The 26,587-nt window shown below is 40.5% G+C and carries 23 protein-coding genes and 1 pseudogene; 14 read left to right on the top strand and 10 right to left on the bottom strand.

What is annotated here, in order from left to right; genetic code table 11:
• Window positions 1-76 precede the first annotated feature (76 nt).
• Complete coding sequence (gene thrC / locus AC1D7X_RS10320; RefSeq protein WP_495475170.1) at window positions 77-1,471, top strand: threonine synthase; 1,395 nt, start codon at window positions 77-79, stop codon at window positions 1,469-1,471.
• A gap of 168 nt (window positions 1,472-1,639) precedes the next feature.
• Window positions 1,640-2,131, top strand: a complete 492-nt coding sequence (locus AC1D7X_RS10315; RefSeq protein WP_495475169.1) for a DinB family protein — start codon at window positions 1,640-1,642, stop codon at window positions 2,129-2,131.
• Between the two features lie 78 nt (window positions 2,132-2,209).
• Here AC1D7X_RS10315 and nrdG read toward each other — a convergent pair whose 3' ends face one another.
• Together nrdG and nrdD are read right to left on the bottom strand one after the other, a co-directional pair.
• Window positions 2,210-2,716 (bottom strand): anaerobic ribonucleoside-triphosphate reductase activating protein, encoded by a 507-nt coding sequence (nrdG, locus tag AC1D7X_RS10310; RefSeq protein ID WP_495475168.1) that lies wholly within the window; start codon window positions 2,714-2,716, stop codon window positions 2,210-2,212.
• 4 nt (window positions 2,717-2,720) lie between these two features.
• Window positions 2,721-4,910, bottom strand: a complete 2,190-nt coding sequence (nrdD, locus tag AC1D7X_RS10305; RefSeq protein ID WP_495456961.1) for an anaerobic ribonucleoside-triphosphate reductase — start codon at window positions 4,908-4,910, stop codon at window positions 2,721-2,723.
• A gap of 249 nt (window positions 4,911-5,159) precedes the next feature.
• On the opposite strand from nrdD, the gene AC1D7X_RS10300 reads away from it, so the two are divergent.
• The 3 genes from AC1D7X_RS10300 (at window position 5,160) to AC1D7X_RS10290 (ending at window position 8,220) form a co-directional block, all read left to right on the top strand.
• Complete coding sequence (locus tag AC1D7X_RS10300) at window positions 5,160-6,008, top strand: AraC family ligand binding domain-containing protein (RefSeq protein ID WP_495475167.1); 849 nt, start codon at window positions 5,160-5,162, stop codon at window positions 6,006-6,008.
• Between the two features lie 77 nt (window positions 6,009-6,085).
• On the top strand, window positions 6,086-7,075 hold the full coding sequence (locus AC1D7X_RS10295) for an aldo/keto reductase (RefSeq protein ID WP_495475166.1): 990 nt from the start codon (window positions 6,086-6,088) through the stop codon (window positions 7,073-7,075).
• Between the two features lie 143 nt (window positions 7,076-7,218).
• Window positions 7,219-8,220 carry an asparaginase gene (locus AC1D7X_RS10290; protein WP_495475165.1) on the top strand — a complete coding sequence of 334 codons (1,002 nt, stop codon included), beginning with the start codon at window positions 7,219-7,221 and terminating at the stop codon, window positions 8,218-8,220.
• 56 nt (window positions 8,221-8,276) lie between these two features.
• On the opposite strand, the pseudogene AC1D7X_RS10285 reads toward AC1D7X_RS10290, so the two are convergent.
• From AC1D7X_RS10285 to AC1D7X_RS10270, 4 genes and pseudogenes are all read right to left on the bottom strand, one after another.
• A pseudogene (locus AC1D7X_RS10285) lies at window positions 8,277-8,579 on the bottom strand (MerR family transcriptional regulator); the annotation flags it as partial.
• Window positions 8,580-8,639: 60 nt separating this feature from the next.
• Window positions 8,640-9,407 (bottom strand): polysaccharide deacetylase family protein, encoded by a 768-nt coding sequence (locus AC1D7X_RS10280; RefSeq protein WP_495475164.1) that lies wholly within the window; start codon window positions 9,405-9,407, stop codon window positions 8,640-8,642.
• 81 nt (window positions 9,408-9,488) lie between these two features.
• Entirely contained in the window at window positions 9,489-9,935 is a 447-nt protein-coding gene (locus AC1D7X_RS10275) for a ferritin-like domain-containing protein (RefSeq protein ID WP_495475163.1), read from the bottom strand.
• Between the two features lie 65 nt (window positions 9,936-10,000).
• On the bottom strand, window positions 10,001-10,870 hold the full coding sequence (locus AC1D7X_RS10270) for a LysR family transcriptional regulator (RefSeq protein ID WP_495475162.1): 870 nt from the start codon (window positions 10,868-10,870) through the stop codon (window positions 10,001-10,003).
• Between the two features lie 144 nt (window positions 10,871-11,014).
• Between AC1D7X_RS10270 and AC1D7X_RS10265 the strand changes: the two genes are divergently transcribed.
• The 6 genes from AC1D7X_RS10265 to AC1D7X_RS10240 all read left to right on the top strand — a co-directional run bounded on the left by AC1D7X_RS10265 (window position 11,015) and on the right by AC1D7X_RS10240 (window position 18,092).
• A complete protein-coding gene (locus tag AC1D7X_RS10265) occupies window positions 11,015-12,766 on the top strand; it encodes an ABC transporter ATP-binding protein (RefSeq protein WP_495475161.1) in 1,752 nt (583 codons plus the stop codon).
• Window positions 12,763-14,502 (top strand): ABC transporter ATP-binding protein, encoded by a 1,740-nt coding sequence (locus AC1D7X_RS10260; protein WP_495475160.1) that lies wholly within the window; start codon window positions 12,763-12,765, stop codon window positions 14,500-14,502. Before AC1D7X_RS10265 ends, AC1D7X_RS10260 begins: the two co-directional genes overlap by 4 nt.
• Window positions 14,503-14,700: 198 nt before the next feature.
• The gene (locus AC1D7X_RS10255) at window positions 14,701-15,471 is read left to right on the top strand and encodes a glycosyltransferase (RefSeq protein WP_495475159.1); all 771 of its coding nucleotides are present in this window, start codon (window positions 14,701-14,703) and stop codon (window positions 15,469-15,471) included.
• Window positions 15,472-15,502: 31 nt separating this feature from the next.
• Window positions 15,503-16,186, top strand: coding sequence for a glycosyltransferase family A protein (locus AC1D7X_RS10250; protein ID WP_495475158.1), 684 nt, complete (start codon window positions 15,503-15,505; stop codon window positions 16,184-16,186).
• Between the two features lie 31 nt (window positions 16,187-16,217).
• Entirely contained in the window at window positions 16,218-17,207 is a 990-nt protein-coding gene (locus AC1D7X_RS10245) for a polysaccharide biosynthesis protein (protein WP_495475157.1), read from the top strand.
• A gap of 18 nt (window positions 17,208-17,225) precedes the next feature.
• Window positions 17,226-18,092 (top strand): class I SAM-dependent methyltransferase, encoded by an 867-nt coding sequence (locus tag AC1D7X_RS10240; protein WP_495475156.1) that lies wholly within the window; start codon window positions 17,226-17,228, stop codon window positions 18,090-18,092.
• A gap of 33 nt (window positions 18,093-18,125) precedes the next feature.
• Here AC1D7X_RS10240 and AC1D7X_RS10235 read toward each other — a convergent pair whose 3' ends face one another.
• Window positions 18,126-18,884, bottom strand: coding sequence for an SGNH/GDSL hydrolase family protein (locus tag AC1D7X_RS10235; RefSeq protein WP_495475155.1), 759 nt, complete (start codon window positions 18,882-18,884; stop codon window positions 18,126-18,128).
• 228 nt (window positions 18,885-19,112) lie between these two features.
• On the opposite strand from AC1D7X_RS10235, the gene AC1D7X_RS10230 reads away from it, so the two are divergent.
• The 3 genes from AC1D7X_RS10230 to AC1D7X_RS10220 all read left to right on the top strand — a co-directional run bounded on the left by AC1D7X_RS10230 (window position 19,113) and on the right by AC1D7X_RS10220 (window position 21,210).
• Window positions 19,113-19,640 carry a hypothetical protein gene (locus AC1D7X_RS10230; protein WP_495475154.1) on the top strand — a complete coding sequence of 176 codons (528 nt, stop codon included), beginning with the start codon at window positions 19,113-19,115 and terminating at the stop codon, window positions 19,638-19,640.
• Between the two features lie 441 nt (window positions 19,641-20,081).
• Entirely contained in the window at window positions 20,082-20,840 is a 759-nt protein-coding gene (locus AC1D7X_RS10225) for a C40 family peptidase (protein ID WP_495475153.1), read from the top strand.
• 184 nt (window positions 20,841-21,024) lie between these two features.
• Window positions 21,025-21,210, top strand: coding sequence for a hypothetical protein (locus tag AC1D7X_RS10220; RefSeq protein ID WP_495456944.1), 186 nt, complete (start codon window positions 21,025-21,027; stop codon window positions 21,208-21,210).
• A gap of 69 nt (window positions 21,211-21,279) precedes the next feature.
• On the opposite strand, the gene AC1D7X_RS10215 is transcribed toward AC1D7X_RS10220, so the two are convergent.
• From AC1D7X_RS10215 to AC1D7X_RS10205, 3 genes are read right to left on the bottom strand one after another with little or no spacing between them, the layout of a single operon-like run.
• The gene (locus AC1D7X_RS10215) at window positions 21,280-23,100 is read right to left on the bottom strand and encodes an ABC transporter ATP-binding protein (protein WP_495475152.1); all 1,821 of its coding nucleotides are present in this window, start codon (window positions 23,098-23,100) and stop codon (window positions 21,280-21,282) included.
• Complete coding sequence (locus tag AC1D7X_RS10210; RefSeq protein WP_495456942.1) at window positions 23,097-24,941, bottom strand: ABC transporter ATP-binding protein; 1,845 nt, start codon at window positions 24,939-24,941, stop codon at window positions 23,097-23,099. The genes AC1D7X_RS10215 and AC1D7X_RS10210 overlap by 4 nt, the downstream gene beginning before the upstream one ends.
• 46 nt (window positions 24,942-24,987) lie before the next feature.
• Window positions 24,988-26,091 (bottom strand): hypothetical protein, encoded by a 1,104-nt coding sequence (locus tag AC1D7X_RS10205; RefSeq protein ID WP_495456941.1) that lies wholly within the window; start codon window positions 26,089-26,091, stop codon window positions 24,988-24,990.
• Window positions 26,092-26,587: the final 496 nt, after the last annotated feature.

Raw genomic sequence — 26,587 nt, 5'->3', positions numbered from 1 at the left:
TGCAACTGAATGTATTATAGATATAACTATTAGAGGGTTTTGACCACTATTTTAAATTATTCGATGGGGGATTTGTATGAAATATATTAGCACAAGAGGCCATGTAGAGCCTCAAGGGTTCATTGATACAGTACTCATGGGGTTAGCAGATGATGGGGGATTAATGATTCCAGAGACGATCCCACAGGTATCACCAGCAATGTTGAAAGAGTGGAGCACATTAAGTTATAAGGAGTTATTTCTTCAAATTTTCTCACTTTATATAGATGATGAGATTCCTTATGAAGATCTGAAGGAAATGGTGGATAAGAGTTACGCCAGTTTCCGTTCTGCCGAAGTAACACCTGTGAAGAAATTGAACGATTCTCTCTATATTCTTGAGTTGTTTCATGGTCCCACATTTGCCTTTAAGGATGTAGCATTGCAATTCATGGGTGAGTTCTATTCCTATGTGTCCAAGAAGCAGAATAAAATCATTCATATTCTTGGAGCAACCTCAGGAGATACAGGAGCAGCCGCGATCCAAGGTGTTCGAGGAAAAGAAGGCATCAAGATTTGTATTCTGCATCCACACGAGAAAGTAAGTAAGGTGCAAGAACTGCAAATGACTACGGTGAATGATAAGAACGTATTGAACCTTTCGGTAAAAGGTAATTTCGATGATTGTCAGAAACTCATTAAAGAGCAATTTGCAGATTTAGATTTCAAAAGCAAACATAACCTTCGTGCGATCAACTCGATTAACTTCGTTCGGATCTTGGCACAAACCGTTTATTACTTCTATGCCTATTTCCAAGTGAAACAAGGAGATCAATCGAAGAAAGTGAATGTCAGTGTTCCTTCGGGCAACTTTGGGAATATCTTCTCAGGTTTCCTAGCGAAGATGATGGGCTTGCCGATCCATAAGTTAATCATTGCAACGAATGAGAATAATATTCTTGAGCGGTTTGTGAAGACTGGTGAATATAAGCCTGGCGACTTCAAGAGTACACATAGTCCTTCGATGGATATCCAAGTGGCGAGTAACTTTGAAAGATATCTCTATTATTTCTTAGGTCAAGATGCGGAGAAAGTGTCCGCTTATATGAAGAATCTTCAGAACGCTGGAGAGATTGTGATTAGCGCAGACGATTTAGTACGCGTACAAGATGATTTCGAAGCTTATGGAGCTAGTAACGAACAATGCTTACAATTGATCAGCACATATACAGCAGAGTATGATTATTTGCTGGACCCACATACGGCTTGCGGTGTGGCAGCTTATGAAGCGTTCAATGGTGAAGATGAAATCTGTATCTCGTTCGCTACGGCTCACCCTGCTAAATTTAATGAAGCGATCGCACAATGTGATATTAAGCAGGAGTTCCCAACAGAGATCGAGCAATTGTTCTCTAAGCCACAACATCAGTTAGTTATTGATCATAATAAGGAAGCCATCGTAAGTGAACTTGAAGCTTTCTATACTAAATAAAGATAAGCGACAGGGATATCGCTGAAACACAGAATAGCCTACTGACGGGATGACTTGTCAGTGGGTTATTTCTATTGGTATTTCATTGAGAGGAGAGAGGAATTAGAGAGTAAGGCCAGTAATGGTATAATATAAAAGAAGTAGTGATTTTATTATAAGGAGCTAAAAATGATGAGAGAAGCATTTCTAATGGGTCTGATTGAAAAAGCGAGAGAAAGAGTCATTCTGCAAGTAGAACAGGTCTCGGAATCTCAACGAAATGTTGTGCCTACGGGATTTAATAACAGTCTCCATTGGCAACTTGGACATATTATTACGGTTGCAGATGGACTCATACTTGGTTATGGAGGACTGGGACCTAAGATGCCAGCCTCATACTCCAAATTATTCGGTAACGGAACGAAACCAGCAGATTGGCAGGAGGAGCCACCACATTGGGATACTCTTATCCTTCAGTTGCGCGAGCAATTACATGCCTTGCAGGATACGCTTCATGACAAACTAGATGAACCCGTAGCCGTGAAGGATAACTTCGCCAAGGCGGAGACGATTGGTGAACTCGTACAACTCAATATGTCTCATGAGAATTTACATTTAGGTATGATTACGGCAATGGTGAAAGTATTAAAGTTGAATAACACTAATGTTGGTATATCATAACCATAGATATAACTCGTACAATGAAGAAAAAGGGAATTTGAGATCAATCTCAAATTCCCTTTTGGTTGCTACTAATCTTTAAGATAAACCTAGCCATACAGCTTGCATCTGCTGTAAACTTTGCTGCACATCAAGCACCCGTTGATTCTCGGAACCACGCCATTCTAGCTTCAGATTCCTTTGCTCTAATATAAACTTCCCATCAATAAGTACGTCGCAATAGGAAAGTAACTCTAATCGAGACGGATCTGCGATGATCTCTTCGAAGGTATATCCTGACCAGACCCAGATATCTTTATCCATACATTCATGCTTGATTCTCTTGACGAGATTCAATAACCCCACAACATTCTGGAAGGGCTCACCTCCCAATATAGAGAATCCAGATATTCTGACATAGTCAATATTCAGGTCACGGATAACCTGATCCTCAAAGGCTTGTGTGTAAGGTGTACCATAGTTAAAACTCCACGTAAGTGGATTGAAACATCCCTTACAATGATGCTGACATCCTGATGTGAAGAGCGAATGGCGTAGTCCTTTGCCATTAATGACATCGAATTTCTTATAATCTGCTATATTCATCGGGTCACATATGCTTTACGCGAGAGAGGACCTCTTTTTGTTTACCCGCATTAAATGGTCTTTGACTAGGTTCAGATAGATACCCACAGCAGCGTCTAATGACTGATGACGTCTTAGGATCACGATTACCGCAATTGGGACACTCGAACCCTGTGTTTGTAGCTTCAAATTCCCCTTCAAATCCGCATTCTAAACATTTGTCTGTCGGGGTATTGGTTCCAAAGTAAGGCACATTCTCATATGCATAATCCCACACGGCTTCTAATGCTTCCGGATTCTTCACAAGGGAATCGAATTCGCAATAGGTAATGAATCCACCGTTGGCGTGATGAGGGTACTCTTTCTCGAAAGCAATCTTCTCAAATGGAGTCACCTTTTTGTTCACATCCAAGTGGAAGGAATTGGTGTAGTACCCTTTATCCGTAACCCCATCAATCGCCCCGAATTGCTCCTCATCTAATTTACAGAAGCGATAACACAAGGACTCTGCCGGAGTAGAATACAGACTGAATCCATATCCCGTTTCATTCTTCCATTGTTCTGTCTTGGCACTCATATACTTCACAATGTCTAATCCTTTTTGCCGAAGCGCAAGATCATCGTACATATGTTGACCGTATAGGGCAAGAATCGTCTCGTGGATCCCAATGTATCCAAGGGAGATACTAGCTCTACCATTCTCTAGTAGATGATCAATCGTATCCTCTGGTTGGAGTCGACTGCCTGCTGCACCCTCCATATATAGAATAGGAGCTACTTTGGCTTGGACTCCCTTTAAACGTTGAATACGATACATCAGTCCTTCTTTACAGGTATCCAGCAACTCATCGAGTAGAAGATAGAACTCTTTCTCGGAGCCCTTCGCACGAATGGCAATCCGTGGGAGATTGGCTGTAACGACGCCCATATTGAATCTACCATCATGAATGGCTTGTCCATTCTCTTCGTATGCACCTAAGAAGGATCTGCATCCCATAGGGAACTTGAAGGATCCTGTAATTTCTTTCACTTTGGGCACAGAGATAATGTCTGGATACATGCGAAGAGTGCTACAGGTTAAAGCCAATTTTTTAATATCGTAGTTGGGGTCTTCAGGCTTTAGATTCACGCCTTCTTCCATACCAAAGATCAGCTTAGGGAATACAGGAGTCTTGCCGTCCTTACCTAGACCTCTAATTCGATTCTTAAGGATAGCAATCTGAATCTGTCTCTCTGCCCAAGATGTTCCTCTGCCGAATCCAAAGGTGCTGAAAGGGGTCTGTCCGTTCGCGCTTACGAGTGTATTAATCTCATACTCTAGTGATTGAAAGGCGTCGAATGTTTCTTTCTCCGTAAGTTTCTTCGCATAGTCGAAACACCTTGGATATTCAGCGTGTAACTTATGATTGTCATAAGAGATGTCTAAGGAATCAATCACGATGGAGTCTAGCATGTACAGCCACTCAAGCCCATTCTTGTAATGTTTCTTGAACGAATGACCGACGTAGGGAGCCAGAATAGTATCGATCTCATTAATCGTATTTCCACCATAAATATGACTAGCTACCTGAGCAATGATTTGTGCTGTAATGGCTGTTGCTGTGGTGATCGATTTAGGTGTTTCGATCTGAGCATTACCAAGCTTGAAGCCATTCTCTAACATCCCTTTTAGATCAATCAGCATACAATTATAGATAGGGAAATACGGGCTATAATCCTGATCATGAAAATGAAGTTGGCCACTATTATGTGCCTCAACGACTTTTTTAGGAATCATATAGGTCTGAGCGAAATCCTTCGCCATAATTCCAGCAAGTAAGTCTCTTTGCGTAGGAATGGTAGCGCCGTCTTTATTCGAATTCTCTTTCAATACTTCTTCATTCGTAAGATCGAGGAGACCTTGAACTTTCTTATCTAGACTGCCACGTTCACGTCGTTTTAGCGTCCGAATCTCCCGATACCCTATGTACTCTTCAGCAACGTCTTTTCTCGAACTATTCATGAGTGCAGACTGTACTTCATCTTGTATATGTTCAATATCAATCTTTTCGAATTTAGATATTTTATGAGTTACTTTATCTGCGATGCGTTGTGCGATATCCAGATCTATTTGCTTCTCTGTGCAATCCATAGCTTTACATATAGCATCGATAATTTTATGCTGGTTAAAGGCAACTTCCGTTCCATCTCGTTTGATAACTAACGTAATAATCAACCCTTTCTCCGTACTGTCACGTGAGTATATCATTCAAATTTGGATTGACTTTGTTACATTTGTCACATCGAATTCATTCATTTTTAAAAATTAAAATTCAAAAAGATGTCGCTTGACACGTTCACATATGAACGATGCGGACCTCATGAATCTAGCATGAATGGAAGGAGAATCATGAACATGATAGACTTCATAAGGAAAAGGTTTGAGGGAATAGATGTAAAGACTATTGAAGGGTGAGTGCACAGGATGGCCATTTTTCAATTTAATCCATTTAGACCATCGGAATCTGCGTCGCATCTTCACCTTCTGTTCTGGGGCAAAGAGGATTGTGTGCCAGGACATACGGTAGGGCCGGGTGTCAGAGACGTATATAAGATTCATTTCATACATAAAGGAAAAGGAATAGTTCGCGTAGGAACAGAGACACATCTGCTAGTAGCGGGACAAGCTTTTCTAATCATTCCCAATGTGGTGTACTATTACGAAGCAGATCATGACGAACCATGGACCTATTCATGGATAGGATTTGAAGGGACAGACGTGCCAGAGATTCTAAGTCGAACCTTGGTATCTCCTGAGAGCCCTGTTTTTGCAATGGATAATAGGATGATGCCCACGTTATATGATCAATTATCAACGGTTGATCTGGAGAGTGGTGCTGTAGATTTACGATTGCAGGCTATTTTGTATGATTTCATGGCAGCATGGGTAGAAGTAACCTCAGATACATCTTCTCCTGTTTTGATATCGGGGAGGCAAGAGTCTTATGTGCATCAGACATTAGAATTCTTACATACACACTATAGTGAAGATATCTCATTGGAGGGGCATGCCGATCGTCTGGGTCTTGACCGCAAACATTTAAGTGTGATCTTCAAAAAGGCACTCGATGTACCCCCTCGTCAATATTTGCTTCATTACCGTATGAATAAGGCTTGTGAATTACTTAATATGAGAGACTTCACTGTTGGAGAGGTGGCAAGATCGGTTGGATATCAGGACCCGCTGTTATTCTCCCGAATGTTCAAGAAGGTTATCGGAGTCTCCCCGAAAAATTATCGAAATAATAGGATTCAATCAGACATTAATCCATAAATTCCGTCCTTCCTGTTATGGGATGTTATCCATCGATTGCCTATAATGAGTTGATAATACATAAGGAGTGGGTATAAGTGACTTATTTAGCAGATGATAAACGCTATGAAATGATGACATATAGAAGATGTGGCAAAAGTGGACTGAAGCTACCAGCTATTTCGCTTGGGTTGTGGCATAATTTCGGTGGGATAGATACGTATGAGAATGGACGAGCTATGATCCGAAGAGCTTTCGATCTGGGTATTACTCATTTCGATCTGGCGAACAACTATGGACCACCCGCTGGTTCTGCAGAGGAGACTTTTGGCAGAATCTTGAGAGATGACTTTAAAACTTATCGTGATGAGATGATTATCTCGACCAAAGCAGGTTATTACATGTGGCCTGGTCCATATGGGGAGTGGGGATCCAAGAAAAGTCTAGTTGCTAGTCTTGATCAGAGCCTAACGCGATTAGGACTCGACTATGTGGATATCTATTATCACCATAGACCGGATCAAGATACACCTCTTGAAGAAACAATGGCTGCACTCGACTTGATTGTCCGTCAGGGGAAGGCACTCTATGTAGGTCTGTCAAATTATTCACCTGAGATGACAATCAAAGCTTCTCGAATCCTGAAAAGATTAGGAACACCTTGCTTGATTCATCAGCCGCAATATTCAATGTTGGGACGCGCACCTGAACAAGGGTTGTTAGATGTGTTGCAGGAGGAAGGAATAGGTTCCATTGCATTCTCACCTTTACACAAAGGCATTCTTACGGATCGTTATTTAAATGGAATCGCAGCGGATTCCCGAGCTGCAGGACCAAGTGTCTTCTTAAATACAAGTGAATTGACGGAAGAACTATTAGCTAAAGTGTCTGAACTTAATGATCTGGCTAAAGAACGAGACCAAAAGTTATCCCAAATGGCATTAGCTTGGACACTCCGGGGTGGAAAGGTCACTTCTGCTCTAATCGGGGCAAGTAAGGTCAGTCAAATTGAAGACGCTGTAGGAGCAATCCATAATCTGAATTTTACGGATGAAGAACTTGCTCGCATCGATCGTATATTAGCTTAAATAGAGAAAACCCTATAGAAGGAGCACTAATGACGATGTAGTCATAAGGTGCTCCTTTTTCCTATGAGAATATTTATGATAAAATAAGTCGTTGGTTCATAATAAGAGATCGGCGCATAAGAAGTAAAAAGGAGATCATATATATGTCTGAAGCGATTGAAGTATTTAGAGGGGAATTTATTGAAAGTTCACATCACATTCACGTAGCTGTTGTAGATCATGAAGGAAAGCTACTGTACTCATATGGAGACCCGAACCGATTGACGTTTCCACGTTCGGCAATGAAGCCATTTCAAGCCGTTCCGCTTGTAGAGACGGGAACAGCGAAAGCACTCGGATATAGTGCTGCTGAAATTTCTATAAGCTGTGCATCCCACAGTGGAGAACCGTTTCATCGTGAAGCGGTATTGAATATCCTTGAAAGAGCGGACTTAGAAGAGAATGATTTACAGTGTGGAATTCATGTTCCGAGAGATACCGCTAGTTATAAAGAGCTTATTCGAGAAGGCAGGGAGCTTACACCGGTATTCAGTAATTGTTCGGGGAAACATTCCGGTATGCTAGCAACATCAGTGCATATGAATGAAGACATTCACACGTACCCTGAAATTGGACATCCCGTTCAACAGCGTATTCTTAAGGTGATTGAAGATGTTTGTCAATATCCTAAAGAAGACATTGGTATTAGTGTAGATGGTTGCGGTCTGCCCGTACATCAGATCCCACTCTACAATGCAGCATTGGGCTTCGCCCGTCTGGCGCACCCACAGGGAACAGTATCAGAGACAAGAGCCGCAGCACTTGAAACCATTCGAGATGCGATGATGGAGCATCCTGAGATGGTCGCTGGAACGAACCGATTTGATACGGATGTCATGAGAGCTTTCAAAGGGAACTTGGTCAGCAAATTAGGAGCAGAAGGGGTACAGTGTATAGGTATCGTTGATCGAGGTATAGGTATTGCGATCAAGACGGAAGATGGAACCGAGCGTGCAGCAGGTGTTGCGGCGATGGAAGTGTTGAGACAGCTAGGAATTGGTGATGAAACAACAAATGTATTGTTGAAAGATTACATTCATGCACCTGTACTCAATGCGAGAAACGTTAAAATCGGCGTTGTGAAAGCGAATTTTGTGTTGAAGTAGTTGAAAAATAGTAAAACCCACCCTAAAGTTCGTGAATGAGGGTGGGGTTTTTTTGGAATCAGCTTACGTTTGAATCCTTCAAATTTCTGTGAGTTCGTCATCGTTATTCTCCCCTCTGTCTGGGCCAATGTTGTATCCACATTAGCAATTAACTGATCCAATTGTGCGCGTCTCGCAAGTAGTTTCACACGATGTTCTCTCAGTGCATATGTTCCATCAAAGGAGGGTGAGGTGATGATTTCCTTAATCCTGTCTAAGCTAACACCCAACTCTCTGTAGAAAAGAATCTGTTGTAACCGTTCCACTTCGGGCTGACCATAGATCCGATATCCTGATGAGTTTGTTCTTGTGGTATCCAAAGAAAAAAAACTGCAGTCCTCTAATCAAAGAGTAAGCTGCAGTGTCATGGTGTTGGAAGCTTAATGTGTTACTTTGATATGCTGTCCTATGTGTTCTTTATTAGTAATTAAATCGGAGACCGTTACAAAGGAATAACCTCTCTTGACTAACTCGGGCAAAATGACTTTTAATGCCTCGACGGTCTGCGTACTATTGTACACATAATCGTGCATTAATACGATATCTCCATTATCAACGTTGTTAAGTACTTTATTTACGATTTTATCTACTCCTGGCGTAGTCCAATCCTTAGTATCTTGATCCCATGACCATAGAATCGTCAACAATTGATTCTCCTTGCAAATGTTAACAGCCAATTCGCTGTAACTACCACCTGGTGGCCGAAATAGCGTTGGTCTTTGTCCAGTAGCTAGATAAATAGCATCCTGTGTTCGAGTTAATTCGTTGAGTAATTTAGTCCTAGAGATATTCTCAAAAGAAGCATGATCAAAGGAATGATTCCCGATCTCATGTCCTTCGAGAAATGCTTGTTTCACAATTTCGGGGAATTTCTCTACACGATTTCCTACGACGAAAAAAGTCGCCTTAGCCTGGTATTTTTTCAAGAGACTAAGGATTTCAGGGGTGTTGTTATGATCGGGTCCATCATCAAAGGTCAACGCGATGACTTTGTTCTCTGAAGGGACTTCCCATACGATATCACCACGTTTCTCATAATATTCTCGTCCTTTGCTCGCAGTAGAGTATGGATTAGCATATGTAGTCGTGGTGAACAGATTAGCTATCGTGATTACGAGTAATATTCGTGTCAGGTTAAAGATATTCATGGGTCCTCCGGTGATAGATCTTATATTGGAATCATGAATGTAGGGTACACCACAACATAGGCATTTATTCTTTTGTATAAGCTACTTATTTAAAGTGTAGAAATAATTATAGATACTTGCATGCTTTAACTTATCTATTATGATTCCCATAACGTTATCTTTGTGTTGTCCTTGTGGGAGCTGTGTCCATATTTCTCTATACTTCTCTACTGCGGTTAGTTCGCCAAACAATGCGTGTTGGATACCCTCTAAAAAAGAGTTAGGTTGTTTATATTCTTCATTACTTATTCCGGTAATCTGTTCACCGGTGAGAGAAAGATATATTTGTCGGAAGATCTTCATGTGGAGCCGTTCATCGTCACGAATAGAAATAATAATGTTTCTCTGAGCATCCGAAGGAGCAGATTTGATTAATTCATCGTAGAACAACTCATGATTGGGTTCACTTTGAACGGAATATTTAATAAGCAGTAAGGCATTCTGATAGGCGCTGTCTACACGATACCAATAAGGTAATGAATTATACAATGCATTCAAAGCCTCCCTCGGGTTCATGATAATGTAAAATATGCATCATAGCCCAATGGGGTGTTCTAATGTTGACTGAAACTTTCAATAAATTTGGTTGCCAGGGAAGAAATATATTTATCTTTGATCCAGATGGCTGCAATTTGAGTTCGTAATGCTTCATTTTGAATCTCTTTGTAGATTAGATTCTCACGATTCGCAAGGTCAATAGCAGACTTTGGAACAATGCCGATGCCGAGTCCTGCATTTGCCCATAATAGTGTTGTACGTGCATCGTCATTTTTGCAAATGATGACAGGATCAAATCCCTCCTTCAAACAGGTCTCGCGAATAAGTTGTTCAAATCTGCGGTATATGATGAGCGGCTTATCTGCTAACTCGTTCACATCTATGCTGTCTTTAGTGGGTTCCCAATCCAATTCTGGTGTCATCACAGCGATCATAGGTTCAGACTGTGCATATCTGTATTCGAGGTTAGATGTGTTAAAGGGTGTTCTTACAATACCGACTTCTACAATCCCCTTCGATAATAGATCGATAATCATAAAGGTGTTCCCTTCATGAATTTCAAATTTGACCCCCGAATAGGTCTTGTGGAATTGGGAGAAACTTTCCGTCAATAGCGTTGCGCCTGATGATGAGACTGTGCCGATGGAGAGAGTCCCCTTAAGGCCCTTAGCGAAATCCTTGATTTCTCTTGTCGTAGAATCCGTTAATTCTAAGATTTGTTGTGCTCTATTTCGAAGGATGATTCCGGCATCTGTAAGTTGAATACTACGAGGTTTGCGCTCCACAAGTTGTACACCCAGCTCGTCTTCCAGAAGCTTAAGCTGTTGACTCAATGGGGGTTGGGCCATTTGAAGTTTCTTAGCTGCTGAGGTGATCTGACCTTCATCAGCTATCGCCAGGAAGTATTTGAGTTGTCTAATATCCATGGAAATCCTCCAATGTGAATTTGAGATATGAATAACGTATCGGAAGGATACGAAACAAATATTTTTAATATGATAAAAGGTATGCCATAATCATAACCGGTACTACATAATAGTCAAATATTTTACTAATTCTTAGGTTAGGTGATGATTACCTTGTTTAAACTAGCTATTTATCTAAGAGCGTACAAGAAAGAGGTCATTATCGGTCCGTTCTTCAAATTGTTGGAGGCGATATTCGAGTTACTTCTTCCCACGATCGTTGCGCTTATTATCAATAAAGGAATTGGAATGCGGGATACATCGTATGTATTCAAGATGGGTGCACTCATGCTTATCCTATCCATTGTGGGATTTGGCTGTTCTATGATCTGCCAGTATTATGCAGCGCGTGCTTCACAAGGATTTGGTACGACGCTACGTAATAAAATATTTAGACATATCTCATCACTCTCGTATGCAGAGATGGATAAGTACGGTACATCGTCCTTAATTAATCGAATAACGAATGATGTTAATCAACTTCAATTGGCTGTTGCTATGCTCATTCGTCTCGTGATACGTGCACCGTTCATCTGTATTGGTGCCATTATCATGTCGATGATATTGGATGTAAGATTATCACTTATTTTAATTGTCGCTACGCCTGTATTTGGGATTATTCTGTACTTTATTATCACACGTACAGCCCCGATTTATCGCTTATACCAACAGAAGTTAGATCGAATCGCTCTCGTGTTGAGTGAGAATCTTTCCGGGGTGCGTGTTATACGTGCCTTTGCAAAAAGTAGACAGGAGAGACAACGCTTCAATGAATCCTCAGAGGATTTAACACATACGGCGATTCGTGTAGGTCGAATTTCAGCTTTATTGAACCCGATGACAACTCTTGTCGTGAACGTTGCTATTATCGCTATTCTGTGGGTTGGTGGTATCCATATTAATGAAGGTCAGCTGTCACAGGGCGAGATCATAGCTTTCATTAACTACATTACGCAAATATTATTAGCTCTGATCGTCGTATCGAACTTAGTCATTATTTTTACCAAAGCATCCTCATCAGCAGCAAGAATTAATGAAGTGTTAGCGACAACCACATCGATCCTTGACCTTGGAGATATTCGTTCGAAGAGGATCACGAATAGCACACATGTACCTGCGATCCAATTTAATAACGTATCTTTTGGGTATAACAAAACCGGGGAGTTGGCGCTTGAGAACATTTCCATCGAGATCCAGCATGGGGAAACGGTAGGTATTATTGGGAGTACGGGTTCGGGGAAATCGACCTTTGTGAATCTCATTCCTCGATTCTATGAGGCGACACAAGGCGATGTACGGATTGATGGAGTGAATGTAAAGGATTATTCATTACAGCAATTACGAAGCAAAATAGGGATGGTTCCACAGAAAGCTGTACTCTTTACGGGTACTATCGCTGAAAATATTCGCTGGGGTAATGAACATGCAACGGATGAAGAAGTCGCACGAGCGGCTTCCATAGCGCAGGCAGAAGAGTTTATTGCGAAACTTCCTGAAGGATATAATACAGGTGTCTCTAGAGGTGGGCGTAATCTATCGGGTGGACAGAAGCAACGGTTAACGATTGCTCGTGCTGTGGTAACACAACCACAAATCCTTATCTTAGATGATTCCTCGAGCGCGTTAGACTTTGCTACGGATGCTGCATTAAGGCATCAATTGCGAGAAAATAGTGAACAGATGACGGTGCTAATGATATCTCAACGAGTCAGTACTATACAGCAAGCCGATAAAATCATTGTATTTGAGGAAGGTGGCATTGCCGGCATAGGTACTCATAATGAGCTTATGATCGGCTGTGAGGTATATAAGGAAATTACTCTTTCCCAACTTTCTAGTGAGGAGTCACTCAAATGAATAATAAACAAACATGGAATAGACTCTTGAAATATGCCGGGAAATACAGAACCTATGCGATTTGGGCCGTGGGTTGCGCTGTTCTGAGTGTCGTTGCAAGTCTGATCGGACCGCTTCTCATCGGTAATGCAGTCGATCAGATGATTGGTGTTGGCACTGTCCGATTCGAAGCCATTGGCAAGCTACTAGTCGTGTTAGCGGTCGTTTACGTGTTGGGAAGTCTCTTTGGATGGTTGTTAATCTATTTAACGAATCGGATTGCTTACCAGACGGTATATGAAATGCGGCGCGAACTCTTCGATAAGTTAAATATTCTTCCATTGAGTTATCATGATAATCATCCTCAGGGTGATAGCATCAGCCGATTTGTTAATGATATGGATGCCGTATCGGATGGATTACTTCAGGGATTCTCAACATTACTTACAGGTGTAATAACCATTGTTGGAGCAATTGTGTTAATGCTATATATCAGCCCGATGATGACATTAGTAGTTCTGATCTCGGCTCCGGTATCCTATTATGTGGCACGTTTTATTACGACACGTACACAACAACATTTTCGCGAACAAGCCCAAATTCTAGGTGGATTAAATGGTTATGTGGAAGAAATGATCGGTGGGCAAAAAGTGGTGCAGGCATTTCAATATGAGGAAAGATCCTATACTCAGTTCGAGAAGAAAAATGAAGAGTTATATGAAAAAGGAATGAAATCTCAATTCTATGGCTCGCTATCGAATCCTGCAACTCGTTTAGTAAACAATGTTACGTTCTCCGTTATAGCCATGATCGGTAGTGTGGCTGTCATTATGAATACGGTAACCGTAGGAGAACTCTCTAGCTTTCTAATCTTCTCTAACTTATTCGCTAAACCATTTAATGAAATTACAGGCGTGTTAACCCAACTTCAATCGGCAACCGCATCTTCCCAACGAATCTTCTCGGTTCTTGATTTGGAGGCTGAACAATCGGATGACCCGCAGGCACTTCAATTGGAACAGAGTAAAGGTACGATCATTTTTGATAAGGTGAATTTTGCCTATGATCCTGACCGTCCTTTAATTACGAACTTCAGTTTACAAGTACAACCAGGAACTCGAATTGCCATCGTGGGTCAGACGGGAGCGGGTAAGACTACATTAGTTAACTTGCTCATGCGTTTCTATGATGTGAACAGTGGGAGGATCACGATAGATGGCATTAACATCAATGAGATCACTCGCGATAGTTTGCGGCGTAATTTCGGAATGGTATTGCAGGAGACCTGGCTGTATGGCGCTAGTATACGGGATAATATCGCATACGGTAAGCAGGATGCGACGGACGAGGAAGTTGTAGCGGCAGCCAAAGCAGCGAATGCACACAGTTTCATCAAACGCTTGCCTGATGGGTATGACACATTAATTACGGGGACGGGTGGAAGCTTGTCTCAAGGTCAGGAACAACTGCTCACCATTGCACGAGTGATGTTAGTTGATCCACCGATGCTTATTCTTGATGAGGCGACAAGTAGCATTGATACACGAACCGAGATTCGTATTCAGAAAGCTTTCCAGAAGATGATCGAAGGCCGAACTAGCTTTGTGATTGCACATAGACTATCTACGATTCGTGAAGCAGATCTTATTCTATATATGAAGAACGGTGATGTTGTTGAAAGTGGCAGCCACGAGCAGTTGTTAGCGAGTGGAGGACACTACGCCGATTTATACAACAGTCAGTTTACAGCGGTATAAATAATTCAGATTTAACAAGTTAAAGGTGATGTCCAACAAGCCATAAATGATGGCTGGGACATCACCTTTTTTTAGTATGTATTCGAACAACCTATTTTTGAAATTAAGGAACATTTGGTCCATTCCATAATCAATATAGAATCATAAGATGATGAATGAAAGAGTGAATACTAGATTGGTCGGAAAGGTGGGGTAAAGGTGACCAAGAATATCGTGATCAAAATTCCTTTTAATAGTAGAGGAGCAAATGAAGTAAGTTTCACTAAGGATTGGATCGAGCGAAGATTATCGATATTCATGAACTATACCTTGAAAAGCTTAGAAGGACAAAGCTCTCAAGATTTTTTGGCGCTGGTTTTATATAATCCAATATCAGAAGATGTAGTAAAAACGGCGCTAACTAACTATCGTCCGCTCCCTCCTAATGTTAGATTTATTTCTTCTCAAAAGTTTCATGCAGAAGTTATGAAGAACGTGAAAGAGAGAGAGTTTCTGTATGAGGTCCACTTAGAAAGTGATGATATGTATCACCAATCATATATAGAGCAACTGCAAAAACACATACCTCAAAGGGATTCAATTACACTTATACCGCAATACGGATATGTGTATGATTCAATACAGCATAGATTAGGAAGGTTTTTTTTCTGGGCACCGAGTTTCGGGGCTGTGATCTATCATACGAAGGATTATTTAAAAGGAACAAGATACAGATTGGAACTAGGGTGGAGAGGAGCACTTAAATTACCTCATGAATTTATATGTGTGAAGACTCCTATTTGGATAAATCACGTTCATTCCAAAAATACGGGTATTAGTTTTGACAAAATCATGTCATGGAAAATAAGAACCTTTACGGATGCCTGCGAAATAGACCCTTGGAATGATAGTGAGAAGTCTCGGGCTCATTTTGGACCAGAGATGACAGATCAGAATGAAATAACAAAAGTCTTAGTCGAGTTTATCTGAACCACAGAAAGATAGAAAGGATGCTAAAGGTATGACAACCAGAAGAATTGTGATAGAAATTAATTTCAATAATTATGGGATGAATCCGAATCGATTAACCAAAGCGTGGATTGAAGATCGCCTTGAAATTTTTCATCAATATACGCTTAAAAGCTTAAAGAAACAGACGAATCAAAACGTTATAACTGTAGTTAAATTAGCCGAAGGATGCAAAGAAATCGTTGAAGAAGCTCTACAAAAGGCTGAAGCGTATCCTGATAATATCATCTTTGGAACAAGTCATGAATCCAAGCAGACGATTGAAGCTTATATCCAAGGATTTGATGAGTTATATGTAGCGAGGCAGGATTCAGATGACTTGTACCATGAATCTTTCGTTCAGCAATTACACGATTATCAGCACCAACCAACGACGGAAGTATTAATTAATCAAGAAGGTTACATGTGGGATACCGTAGATAATAGATTCGTTCCGATTTATTTTGAATCGCCGCAATATTACACGTTCATCTATACCACGAAGGATTATTTAGATGGGAAAAGATATGTCCTGCCAGGTGGTCATGGTTATGCGATCAAATTACCTCATGAAATACTGCAGCATCGCAATTTCGTGAATATCGTTCATCCTTCGATTACGTCAAAGAAAAGAGTCCCAAAAAGGGACGGATTTAACCCAGAAGATATGAACAGGATATTAGATGAATTTATGTGAATGATCTATTTTAATCTAGGAGGCGTTTCTTGTGTATAAGAATAAAACAATTCTGATTACGGGAGGTACGGGGTCTTGGGGACAAGAATTAACCCGAAAGTTATTACCCTATCAACCCAAAGAGATTCGTATTTTCTCTCGTAATGAATTCTCTCAAGTATCGATGGGTAGAACGTTTAATCATCATTCTAGAATAAAATATATGATCGGGGACGTTAGAGATTTCGATGCCGTCAATGAAGCGTGTCAACATGTTGATTATGTCTTTCATCTAGCTGCATTGAAACACGTACCTATATGTGAGGATTATCCACAAGAAGCGATTAAGACCAATGTGCTAGGCACCGAGAATATCATCCGGGCAAGTATCATACACAAAGTGAAAAAGGTCGTGGATGTCTCAACGGATAAGGCTGTAGATCCCATTAATCTGTACGGCATGACCAAAGCGATTGGTGAGAAGTTGATGGTGAGAGCTAACCATCTCAGTGATTATACTCGTTTTGTGTGTATTAGAGGCGGTAACGTATTGGGGACTAATGGAAGTGTGGTACCTCTGTTTAAGCAACAAATTCTAGAAACGCAAGAGGTAACACTTACGCACAAAGACATGACTCGGTTTTTCTTAACGGTCTCAGAAGCGATTGATCTATTGTTACAAGCCTCAACGGCTGCCATAGGCGGAGAAACATTCGTTATGAAAATGAAGGCGTGTCGGATCACAGATCTAGCAGATGTCCTAGGTCAACAGTTGTTGAATAAATCCATTGGGCATAAGGAAGTTGGCATCCGTCCAGGAGAGAAGCTGCATGAGATTCTTATTTCAATAGCAGAATCACCTTATACGTATCGGTTTAATGATCAATATTATGTTATTCTTCCTTCGAATCATTCTGCTGAACTCTATAAAAAGTACCGAAGTCTTCCTCAGGTTTCCTTTCAAAGATACCAATCGGATGATGATCTCATGAACCATGAAGACATTACGAATTTGTTGAAATATGGCGGAGTTTTAGATTGAAGAAAAGAGAGGTTCATCATGCCTAATCATGATCAAGTGAATTTGCGTTATTATGGATTAATCAATACGGAGGCATCGCATAAAGCTACACACTTTAGAGTCCACTGGATATGTAAACATGTTACAGGACAAAAAGTGCTAGATATCGGGTGTAGCCAAGGGATCACCTCTATTCTGCTCGGAAGAGAAGGCTTCGACGTGACAGGGATAGATCTGGAAGAGACGAGTATTCATTACGCAAATGAAGAGTTGAAGAAAGAATCGATGCTTGTTCAAGATAAAGTAAAGTTCTATCTACACGATGCCTCTTTGTCAGATAAAAGTATTGGGAAATTTGACACCGTTATTCTAGGAGAAGTACTCGAGCATTTCTCTCATCCCCACAAAATCTTAAAGACAGTTCATTCTTCCCTTCAGGATAAAGGAATCGTTCTTATCACTGTTCCCTTTGGTTTTCACCCCTTTCACGACCATAAGCAATCTTTTTATATCGGTAATTTATCGTATCTTCTAGATCTTTATTTTGATGAAATCAAGCTAGAGGTTCATCACAAATATATATGTTACGTTGGACGGAAAAGAGGACGTATTAAATCGATTATAGGAAGTCAATATACACCAAAGCAACTTAAAAGGTGGATGAATCTAAATGAAGAATGCTTTCTACTGATCGAGAAGAAGAATGAAGAATTGTTATTAGAACGCAAACAACGTTTGGAAGTCAAAAATAATCAAATTAAAGAATTGAATAAGCAAATAGAGCAGATGAATAAACAGATAGAATGGTGTACATTACAACTTATGAGAACAGTGAATGACAATGAACTACCTACACTGCAAGAAGATAATAATAGTAGAGAGCAGCTCAAGTCCGACAAGGAATGAGCTGCTCTCTTTTTAGGTCGTTATTGTGTAATTCTAATGATCTGTTGCCAAATTGCTAGAATTCAGTAAGGTATTAAAATCGTTGTTTCTAATAAATTCTAAGATTTTGTCAGAAATGATCTGATGGCCATCTTTATTGGGATGAATACCATCAATACAAATGAACTTCGTGAAATCAGGATGTTGCAAGAATGCGCTTCTCACATCGATGATTCTAGTCTTTGTACTCTCGGCTACTTTAATGATCGTTGAGTTATACCGTTCCTGCCACCAATAAATCTTGGTCACACTCCCCAACCATTGCATAATGTTCGTTTCTGAGACGGGGTTATTCTGGCTCACCCATTTGAAATAATTCTCTGCGTTTAGTGGAGGGAGATTCATCAATACAGGCGTAATTTGCTGGCTTTTTAAGAAATCTATCGTTTCTCTAAGCATCTTCTCAAATAAATTGAAATCTGTCTTAGGATTATGTTCTGCATTAGGATCTTCTGCAATTTCATTCCAATGGAAATCACAATCGTTGCCACCATACTCGATCAGAACAATGTCAGGTCGATCTTTCAATACATCTTTTTTAAGATTGTTAAGTCCTTTGAAAAGCGTATTTCCAAACCTCGCTGTATTACGGACGGCTCCTTTTAATTTATTCTGAAGGAGAGATACATAATTATCTTCTAGAATGATATATTTACTTCTCGTTTCATCATAGATAACTCCTTTGGATATGGAGTCTCCTGTAATCATATACTTGGTTTCGTTCGTAGATAACTGTTCAATATTCTTACTCATACGATACACCTCATCATTCCAAAGGAAACTAGACCCTTTGTTTGAGTGTAATACAGGTTCAGCAACAAGTAAATGGAAGGTTATTGAGTCCAGCAACGGATAAGAGGTTTGAGTATTAATGAAATTAAATAATAAAAAATAAAATAAGAAAACTTTGTGAAAAAAATAACTTAAATATTAAAGTTGTGTTAAAATGAAAATGTAATCAGATATGAGGGGGAAATCATAATGAAAAAGTTTATGAGTTTGGGATTGGTATTGGCGTTTGTACTACTGGCTGCTTGTGGTAACAATAATGAACCAGCTGCACAAGAACCGGCAAAAGAGGCAACTACGGATGCGCTAACATCAGCTTCAGTTGTTAATACAGAAGAAGCATTCTTGAATGCAATTAGTAAAGATGGAACATGGATTATAGCTGTTCTTAATGATATGAAGATTGAAAAGGATCTAGTATTAGAAGGCGAATTTACTAATAAAGATGCTGCAGCGCGTAAGATCGCTCTTTATGCACAAGATGCAGATCACAAAAAAACAGCTACTTATACACTAACAGCTCCAAAGTTAACTGTTAAAAGTGAAAACGCTAAAATTCAAGGTGGAACATTTGTTGGTGATGTTTATGTAGAAGCTAATGGTTTCACAATTGCTGATGCTAAGGTTGAAGGTAATGTATATTTCGCTAATGAAGATTTCAAATCAACATTTGATGTATCTAAAGAAGGTGTTGTAACTGGAGTAACTGAAGTGAAATAAACGTTCTATTATATTGGTTTAGAGAAAAGTCCTTAGGATAACCTAAGGACTTTTTTATGCTTTATTCTATGTTTTTAATAATAATTGGTTTAAATTTGATCTTTTTAGGTCTAAATAGGGTGGGAATTACTGGGTTGAAATTGACGATTTGACTTTCCATTGTAGGTCCAAATACCTAAGTGTGTTGAAATGGATGTTTTTCTTGTGGAAAAAGAGAGAATGACTGATATAACAGTGGTTACAATAATTTAATATAATAGTTACAGAATTTTAACTTTATTAATAACTGGAATATTTTAGTTTTTACCTATAACGTTACCAGTTCTTTGTACCTGATTCTCAGAATGTAAATTGAGACCAAAGACCGATTATCTGTTATGTGTGAAGCGTTCTACAATGGGACAAGTATGCAGGAACATAAGCATCTTAGGAGGTAACAACATGATGATTAGTAAAAAAGTGATAACTGCATCACTTACAGCAGTAATGTTATTCGGAGGCTTGTCCACGACAGTCTTTGAGGATAAAGTTGAGGCTGCTTCAACGACTTCACAAGTAACATGGGGAGTGAACTTACGTAAAGCTCCATCGAGTACATCGGCCATTATTCGCATGATCTCTAAAGGTGAGAAAGTTACAGTTGTGAGTAAATCGGGAACAGCATGGCTTAAAGTTAAAGATGCGAAGGGAAACAGTGGTTATATTTCATCCTCATCTAAATATACGAAGAGTGTTTCGGGAAATACGAATAATAATAGCACAGCTAGTAGTAAAGTTGAGAAAATGATTGCAGCAGGTAAGAAGTATTTGGGAACGCCTTATGAGTATGGTTCAAGCCGTTCGAATACGTCTACATTTGATTGTTCCGACTTCGTACGTCAGGCATTCATTGATAGTCTTGGAATAAAGCTACCAGCAGATTCGAGAGCACAAGGAGCTTACGTGAAAGCTAAGGGCGCAGTTAAGACAGATTGGAAGAAGCTAAAACGCGGTGATTTGATGTACTTCATGTCCTATAAAGGAACGAGCGCATCAGCGTATTCAAATAAATCTAAAGCGACCATTACACATACAGGGATTTACTTAGGAAATGGAGAAATCCTTCATACTTATTCTAAGGAATCAGGTGGTGTGACAACTAGCAAGATTAGTGGTACACATTGGGAGAAACGTTTCCTATTCGGTGGAAGTGCATTGTAATTTATATATAGATTATGATTATCCAGACAAAAGACCCCTTTCGAGACGAATTGAAAGGGGTCTTTTGTCTAAAGATATTCCCATGATCATGTTGGATAATCCAACATATCATTAAGAATGAATAATGATATACTGCTTGATAAGAACTAATTTCAACGCGGAGTTTTTCATAAGGAGAATATTGATGATTAGAAAAAGGTGTACGCTAGATACAGATTTTCAAAGATCGATGACTTTTCAAAGAAATGTCGAAGTGTGGATTAAAGAAGAACTAGCGATCGTTGGCAGAGTAGAGTCTTTTACAGCGGAAGTCGTTCGCATTGAGGGCAATGACTATGTCAGAGAATCAAGTGAGTTTATGATGGTCTAATAGAAATCAATGAAATATAGCCATGAAGAAACGGTAGATCTAGGTGATTTCTGGGTCTACCGTTTTTTTTTAAGAAGAAATCGTAGACGCTACTTCATCAATTGCTTCAGCTTCCTCCGCTCTAAACTGAATGTTGTATAATTCGGCATACAATCCGTTCATCGCAATCAAATGTTCATGAGAGCCTTCTTCAACAAATCTACCTTGATCTAACACGATAATTCTAGAAGCATCTCTCACCGTTGATAGTCTATGTGCAATGACCAATGTTGTTCGATCCTTCATCAGTAAATCAAGAGATTGCTGAACAATTCGTTCAGATTCGTTATCCAATGCGGAAGTTGCCTCATCCAACAGAAGAAGTGGTGCGTTACGAAGAAAAGCTCTCGCAATAGCAATACGTTGTCTTTGCCCACCTGATAAAGTCGAACCGTGTTCACCTAACAACGTGTCGTACCCTGCTGGCATTTTTGCAATGAACTCCTCTGCACCTGCAAGTCTGGCGGCTTCTTGGATTTCTTCTTCAGTCGCATAATCTGAGCCGAAGGCGATGTTGTCTCGTATGCTTCCTGAGAATAAATACGGAGTCTGAGGTACATACGTAATCATGGCGCGAGCTTCGTCAAGTTGATCATGAACCGATTTTCCATAAATAGAGATTGTACCGGAGTTAGGTTCATATAACCCACAACATAATCGTACAAGCATCGTCTTTCCTGAACCACTGGGTCCCACAACTGCAATGGTTTCTCCCGGGGAGATATGCATATGAATTCCGTCGAATAGCATGGATTCACTTCCAATTCCATCAAGCGAATGATGTCTGTAATGAATATTCTGTATAGATAACGCAGCGATTCCTTTAGAAACTGCCGGAGATGTGGGAGGTAATGGGTCCGTGTCCCCTTCGTCTGGCATTTCGAATATGGAGAATACACGATCAGCTGCACCTAAAGCTTCTTGCACACCACCCCATGTCTGAGACATGTGAACAAATGGCCATTGAACTCGACTCATCAGAATGACAAATGCTAATACTTCACCGGCTGTCGTTCCACCTCTCACAGCAGACAAAGCAATTAGACTAGCACATCCGATCATGACGATATTATTGATAAATGCGGAGGTTTGCCATAATAGTCCGTTCAGAAGATTCTTTCGTCGTTGTAACCGATTCAATGCCTCGCGTTCCTTCACATAGCGGTTAAGGAGAGTCTCTTCTAGGCCGAATGCGCGGACAACTTTCATCCCCTGTAATGTCTCTTGCAATAACCCACGTAGTTCGGCTTCCTTCTTATAAATCTCAGTAGATAATTTGCGTAGCTTACGATCAAAGAAGCGACCTGAAAGGAATACAACGGGTCCGGAGCCAAGCGCTAAAAGTGCAATCCATACGTCCATCTGGGCCAAATATAGAAAAGAAATAAAACAAAGAAGGAGATTGTACCCTAGATCGTATACTATGCTATTTACCATACCAATCGCCATGCCTGCATCCTTATTGTTACGTGAAGCCAAATCGCCTGAATGTAATGATTGAACATTGCGGAAAGGAATACGGTGACTTTTGTCAAAAAGTCTGGCACGTATATCCCAAGACATCCGACTCTGCACAACGAATCGCAAGTAATGTTGTAACATCAGACAACAGATAATGACGGCACAGACCGCAGCGCAAACAGCAGTTATACGAAACAGAGAGCTCATATTCGAGTTATTGATTGTATCAATGAATACCTGTTGAATGACTGCGAACCCAATATCCATAACGAGCCTAGCGGATAAAAGGAGGATGGCAGCCATAAATGCGATCTTGTAGGGAATAGAATATGGGATCAATCTACGTAGTACATACCCTAATGAATGATTCGTGGAATTCTTAAACTTCATGGTTCAACCTCCATAACCTCAGTAGAGACGTTCTCTTGCTTGAAGGTGGTCTCCACCATAGCGCGATACTTACCATCTAAATTCATTAATTCATGGTGAGATCCCTCTTCAACGATAGAACCGGACTCCATATAATAAATACGATCTGCATCTCTAATGGTGGACAATCTATGCGCGATCACTACGGTAGTTCGACCATACATAAGCACCTTGAGAGCTTGTTGAACAATTTCTTCATTATGGCTGTCAAGTGCTGCTGTAGGTTCATCGAGAAGCAAGAGCTTCGGCATCCGGACAAAGGCCCTTGCAATGGATAGACGCTGCCGCTCTCCGCCAGATAATGTGAGTCCGCGTTCACCGATGACAGTCTCATATTGTTGGGGAGTTGCCATGATGAATTCGTGAATACCTGCATTTTGTGCGGCCTTAATTATGTCTTCATGTAGGGCCTTGGGACTTCCCCAAGCGATATTCTCATACAACGTTCCAGAGAAAAGGTAGGGTTCTTGGGAAACGTAGGCGATGTCATGACGCCATACCCGCGGATGGATGTTACGTAACAACATATCACCACACCGTATGTTGCCTTCACGGGGTTCATATACAGCAAGGAGTAGATTGATGAGCGTGCTTTTGCCACTACCACTAGGCCCTGCAAATGCTGTCACTTTTCCAGGTTCGATTGTAATGGAGATGTTAGTCAATACCGGTTCATCGCTGTAGCGGAAGCTCACTTGTTCGAATGAGATCGCGTGGAATCCACCTACAGCCAAATGGGAATTAGCTGTTGATTTATCGGTGGAATCTTCATCAAGAACAGATTCAAGATCTCTACCTTCTTCTTTTAAATCGAGTATTTCAAACAAACGGTTACCCTGTGCCAAGGAAGCTTGAAATTCGGTCCATAGATTGGCAAGGCGTGACACGGGGTTCGTGATTTGCTCGAAACAGATAAGAAATGCTGCGACGGCGCCTACATCTAGTCGACCATCCATAACGAGGTACCCACCATAGGAGAGTACGTACAGCAAGCCAAAGAGTATAACGGCAAGAGGCATATTATATCCCACAGCTTCTATTCGAGAGACAGGTATATGAATGTTGAAATATTGCTTCACGCGTTGTGCAAATTGATCACGTAGCTTTGGAACAAGGGAGAAGGATCGCACAACCTCAGCACCTTGGATCGTATCTTGAATGAATACTTGCTGGGCTGTTTCTACTTGTTGTCTTCGCTCATGCATAGATCGCAGACGTGAAGTGAATGGAATCATCACTAGAGGAACTAAGGAGCAAATGATGAGGACTCCTAAGGTTAATACATACTGAAGGGACAATAGATAGGTTAGTAGGAAGGCGATCTGCATGAGGTTACTTAGTAACTCAATTGTTTTTTGATTGATGCCTTGTTGTGCAGCGGGAGCAGAATCATTCATACGACTGATGAGATCGGCAGAATGATAGTGGTCTAGATCCTTCATTTGAACTTTTAATAACTTAGACAATACAGATGCCTGGAGCTTAGCTGTTGATTTGAACTCGAGTTGGCCTGTTAATAGGGTATTGAGAAAGTTTCCGGCTGCTTCCACAATAAAGATCACACAGCCAAAGATGAGCGCAGACATCAATCCTGACATATCCTGGTGCGTGGCAGCGTTAATGATACGGCGTAATGCTTCAGCCACGGCAACATTCGCAAGTGAGACGACCGCCGCAATTAGGCACAATACAATATACCAACCTAAGTAAGGTTTGCCTAACTTCATGAGGCGTTTCAACGTGCTAGAAGCGACTGCTGTCGCTTCGTTACTTATAACCTCTTCTTTCGTAGTCCGACTCAAGTTACATCCTCCCAATGATTCAGCAGTTTATGTAGCTCATGGTTGTTTAGTAATCTTTCTCTAACATCACCCTAGTTGTAATAGCTAGTAATTCTTGAAGTTTATCCATATTAAGATGGTAATACATTCGATGGTCCTCTCTTTTCATTTCGAGTAGACCAAGGAAGAGTAAGAAGCCGGCATGATAATTGACTGCGGCTGGAGTAATGCCCATTTTTGTAGCTAATTCCTGTCCATAATAGGGGCGTTCACGTAGATGTAATAAGAAGTCTAAACGCTTTTTGTCAGAAAATGCTTTTAAGAACAACGCTGTCTTCTCTCGATCTGCTGCAGGTCCGAATACACGGTCGTTATGTATACCAAAAATGACCCATCCGATCCAAGAGGTTCCGTTATTTAGGAGTAAGGAGTGGCTACCTACTTGTGATATGAAACTGATATGAAAGACTGTAGGGACGTCATAAGTAGCAGGCTCAGTTTTGATCAGTTCACGTATGAATCGCTCGGGATTGGCATGAAATAGTTCCTTATAGACGAGTGTTGCTCGTTCAGACTCTTCTCTAAATCGATCTTTCCAGGGCGCAAAAGCATCGTGATAGAACATCCGTACAAGTTGCATATACCGTAGTTTTGTCTCTTCTGGATGAGCTAGACATTCGAGCAAGGGGTCGTGAGCTTTGACAAGCTCTGGTTGGGGTTTCGTTTTTTTGACGAGTTCAGAGAGCAAGCCAAGGTCCATCTTAATCACTTCCCAATCCATGCCTTGTAGGAGATCATCCATTTGGTCGTGATATACGCCGTATACCATTTCGGATACGACTTTCTCTGCAGGTCTTTGTTCTAGAATCGTAATCCACTCTTCTGCTGACTGAGGTTCTGATGAGATACAGATCGATTCATAGAAACCGAAATCAAGTCCTTTGTGTAAAAAATGATACTGGGAAAAAAACTGTAGCTCCCGAAGGACATGAGGTGATAATCGTGCTCGTGCTTCATCATGAAAGGACTCAGCTAGAGGATCCGTCTCAATCCTGTAATCCTCCGCAAGGGCGACCATTTGCTCCTCGCAAGCGAGCATACCCATGGAAACTACGAATTCGAGAGCTTCGTTGTAGGCAAAGCGGATATTTTTTTTTAATAGTTCTTTCATTATATCCTCCTAGGAACAGGTTTTAATATTTCGTTAAATATTTAGATGGAATGTATAAGTTTTAGTATCTATTTAATGTTAAAATAAACCATTAGGTAGTAATTGTAAATAGGAAAATAAAAATAATACAGAGTAAATAAAAAGTAGCGAAGATGGCGGAATTGTCCTGAAGAAGCGGTAGCGTTCGCCTTTATCCTTTGATTTCAACCGCTCAAGCAATATACAATCAAGAAATCAGAGGATAACAGCGATCGGAAGGACAATCCGTCATCGTAGCGGCATCCTACGAGAATGTTTGTAATTAACTGGATATAAAATATTTATTTCTATTCACCTAACAGAAGAAATTAGCGAAATTTAGTAGTTTTTGTAGAAGTCTATGTATTCAAAATTATAAATTGACGGGTTCATGAAAGCGGTATACTATATACATGCAAACGATTTCATTTATTTGGAAATTATACTAGTTATGGAATAGCTGAAATGTTTACTCAAG

It is taken from the genome of Paenibacillus sp. Y568, from assembly GCF_059445545.1.
The sequence above is the reverse complement of the archived record's forward strand: the minus strand, read 5'-3'. Positions and strand labels throughout refer to the sequence as shown.

Excerpts from the sequence above, each read along its gene's own strand:
- thrC (WP_495475170.1), top strand. The coding sequence starts at position 77 with ATGAAATATATTAGCACAAGAGGCCATGTAGAGCCTCAAGGGTTCATT.
- AC1D7X_RS10315 (WP_495475169.1), top strand. The coding sequence starts at position 1,640 with ATGATGAGAGAAGCATTTCTAATGGGTCTGATTGAAAAAGCGAGAGAA.
- nrdG (WP_495475168.1), bottom strand. The coding sequence starts at position 2,716 with ATGAATATAGCAGATTATAAGAAATTCGATGTCATTAATGGCAAAGGA.
- AC1D7X_RS10300 (WP_495475167.1), top strand. The coding sequence starts at position 5,160 with ATGGCCATTTTTCAATTTAATCCATTTAGACCATCGGAATCTGCGTCG.
- AC1D7X_RS10290 (WP_495475165.1), top strand. The coding sequence starts at position 7,219 with ATGTCTGAAGCGATTGAAGTATTTAGAGGGGAATTTATTGAAAGTTCA.
- AC1D7X_RS10280 (WP_495475164.1), bottom strand. The coding sequence starts at position 9,407 with ATGAATATCTTTAACCTGACACGAATATTACTCGTAATCACGATAGCT.
- AC1D7X_RS10270 (WP_495475162.1), bottom strand. The coding sequence starts at position 10,870 with ATGGATATTAGACAACTCAAATACTTCCTGGCGATAGCTGATGAAGGT.
- AC1D7X_RS10265 (WP_495475161.1), top strand. The coding sequence starts at position 11,015 with ATGATTACCTTGTTTAAACTAGCTATTTATCTAAGAGCGTACAAGAAA.
- AC1D7X_RS10260 (WP_495475160.1), top strand. The coding sequence starts at position 12,763 with ATGAATAATAAACAAACATGGAATAGACTCTTGAAATATGCCGGGAAA.
- AC1D7X_RS10250 (WP_495475158.1), top strand. The coding sequence starts at position 15,503 with ATGACAACCAGAAGAATTGTGATAGAAATTAATTTCAATAATTATGGG.
- AC1D7X_RS10240 (WP_495475156.1), top strand. The coding sequence starts at position 17,226 with ATGCCTAATCATGATCAAGTGAATTTGCGTTATTATGGATTAATCAAT.
- AC1D7X_RS10235 (WP_495475155.1), bottom strand. The coding sequence starts at position 18,884 with ATGAGTAAGAATATTGAACAGTTATCTACGAACGAAACCAAGTATATG.
- AC1D7X_RS10230 (WP_495475154.1), top strand. The coding sequence starts at position 19,113 with ATGAAAAAGTTTATGAGTTTGGGATTGGTATTGGCGTTTGTACTACTG.
- AC1D7X_RS10225 (WP_495475153.1), top strand. The coding sequence starts at position 20,082 with ATGATGATTAGTAAAAAAGTGATAACTGCATCACTTACAGCAGTAATG.
- AC1D7X_RS10220 (WP_495456944.1), top strand. The coding sequence starts at position 21,025 with ATGATTAGAAAAAGGTGTACGCTAGATACAGATTTTCAAAGATCGATG.
- AC1D7X_RS10215 (WP_495475152.1), bottom strand. The coding sequence starts at position 23,100 with ATGAAGTTTAAGAATTCCACGAATCATTCATTAGGGTATGTACTACGT.
- AC1D7X_RS10205 (WP_495456941.1), bottom strand. The coding sequence starts at position 26,091 with ATGAAAGAACTATTAAAAAAAAATATCCGCTTTGCCTACAACGAAGCT.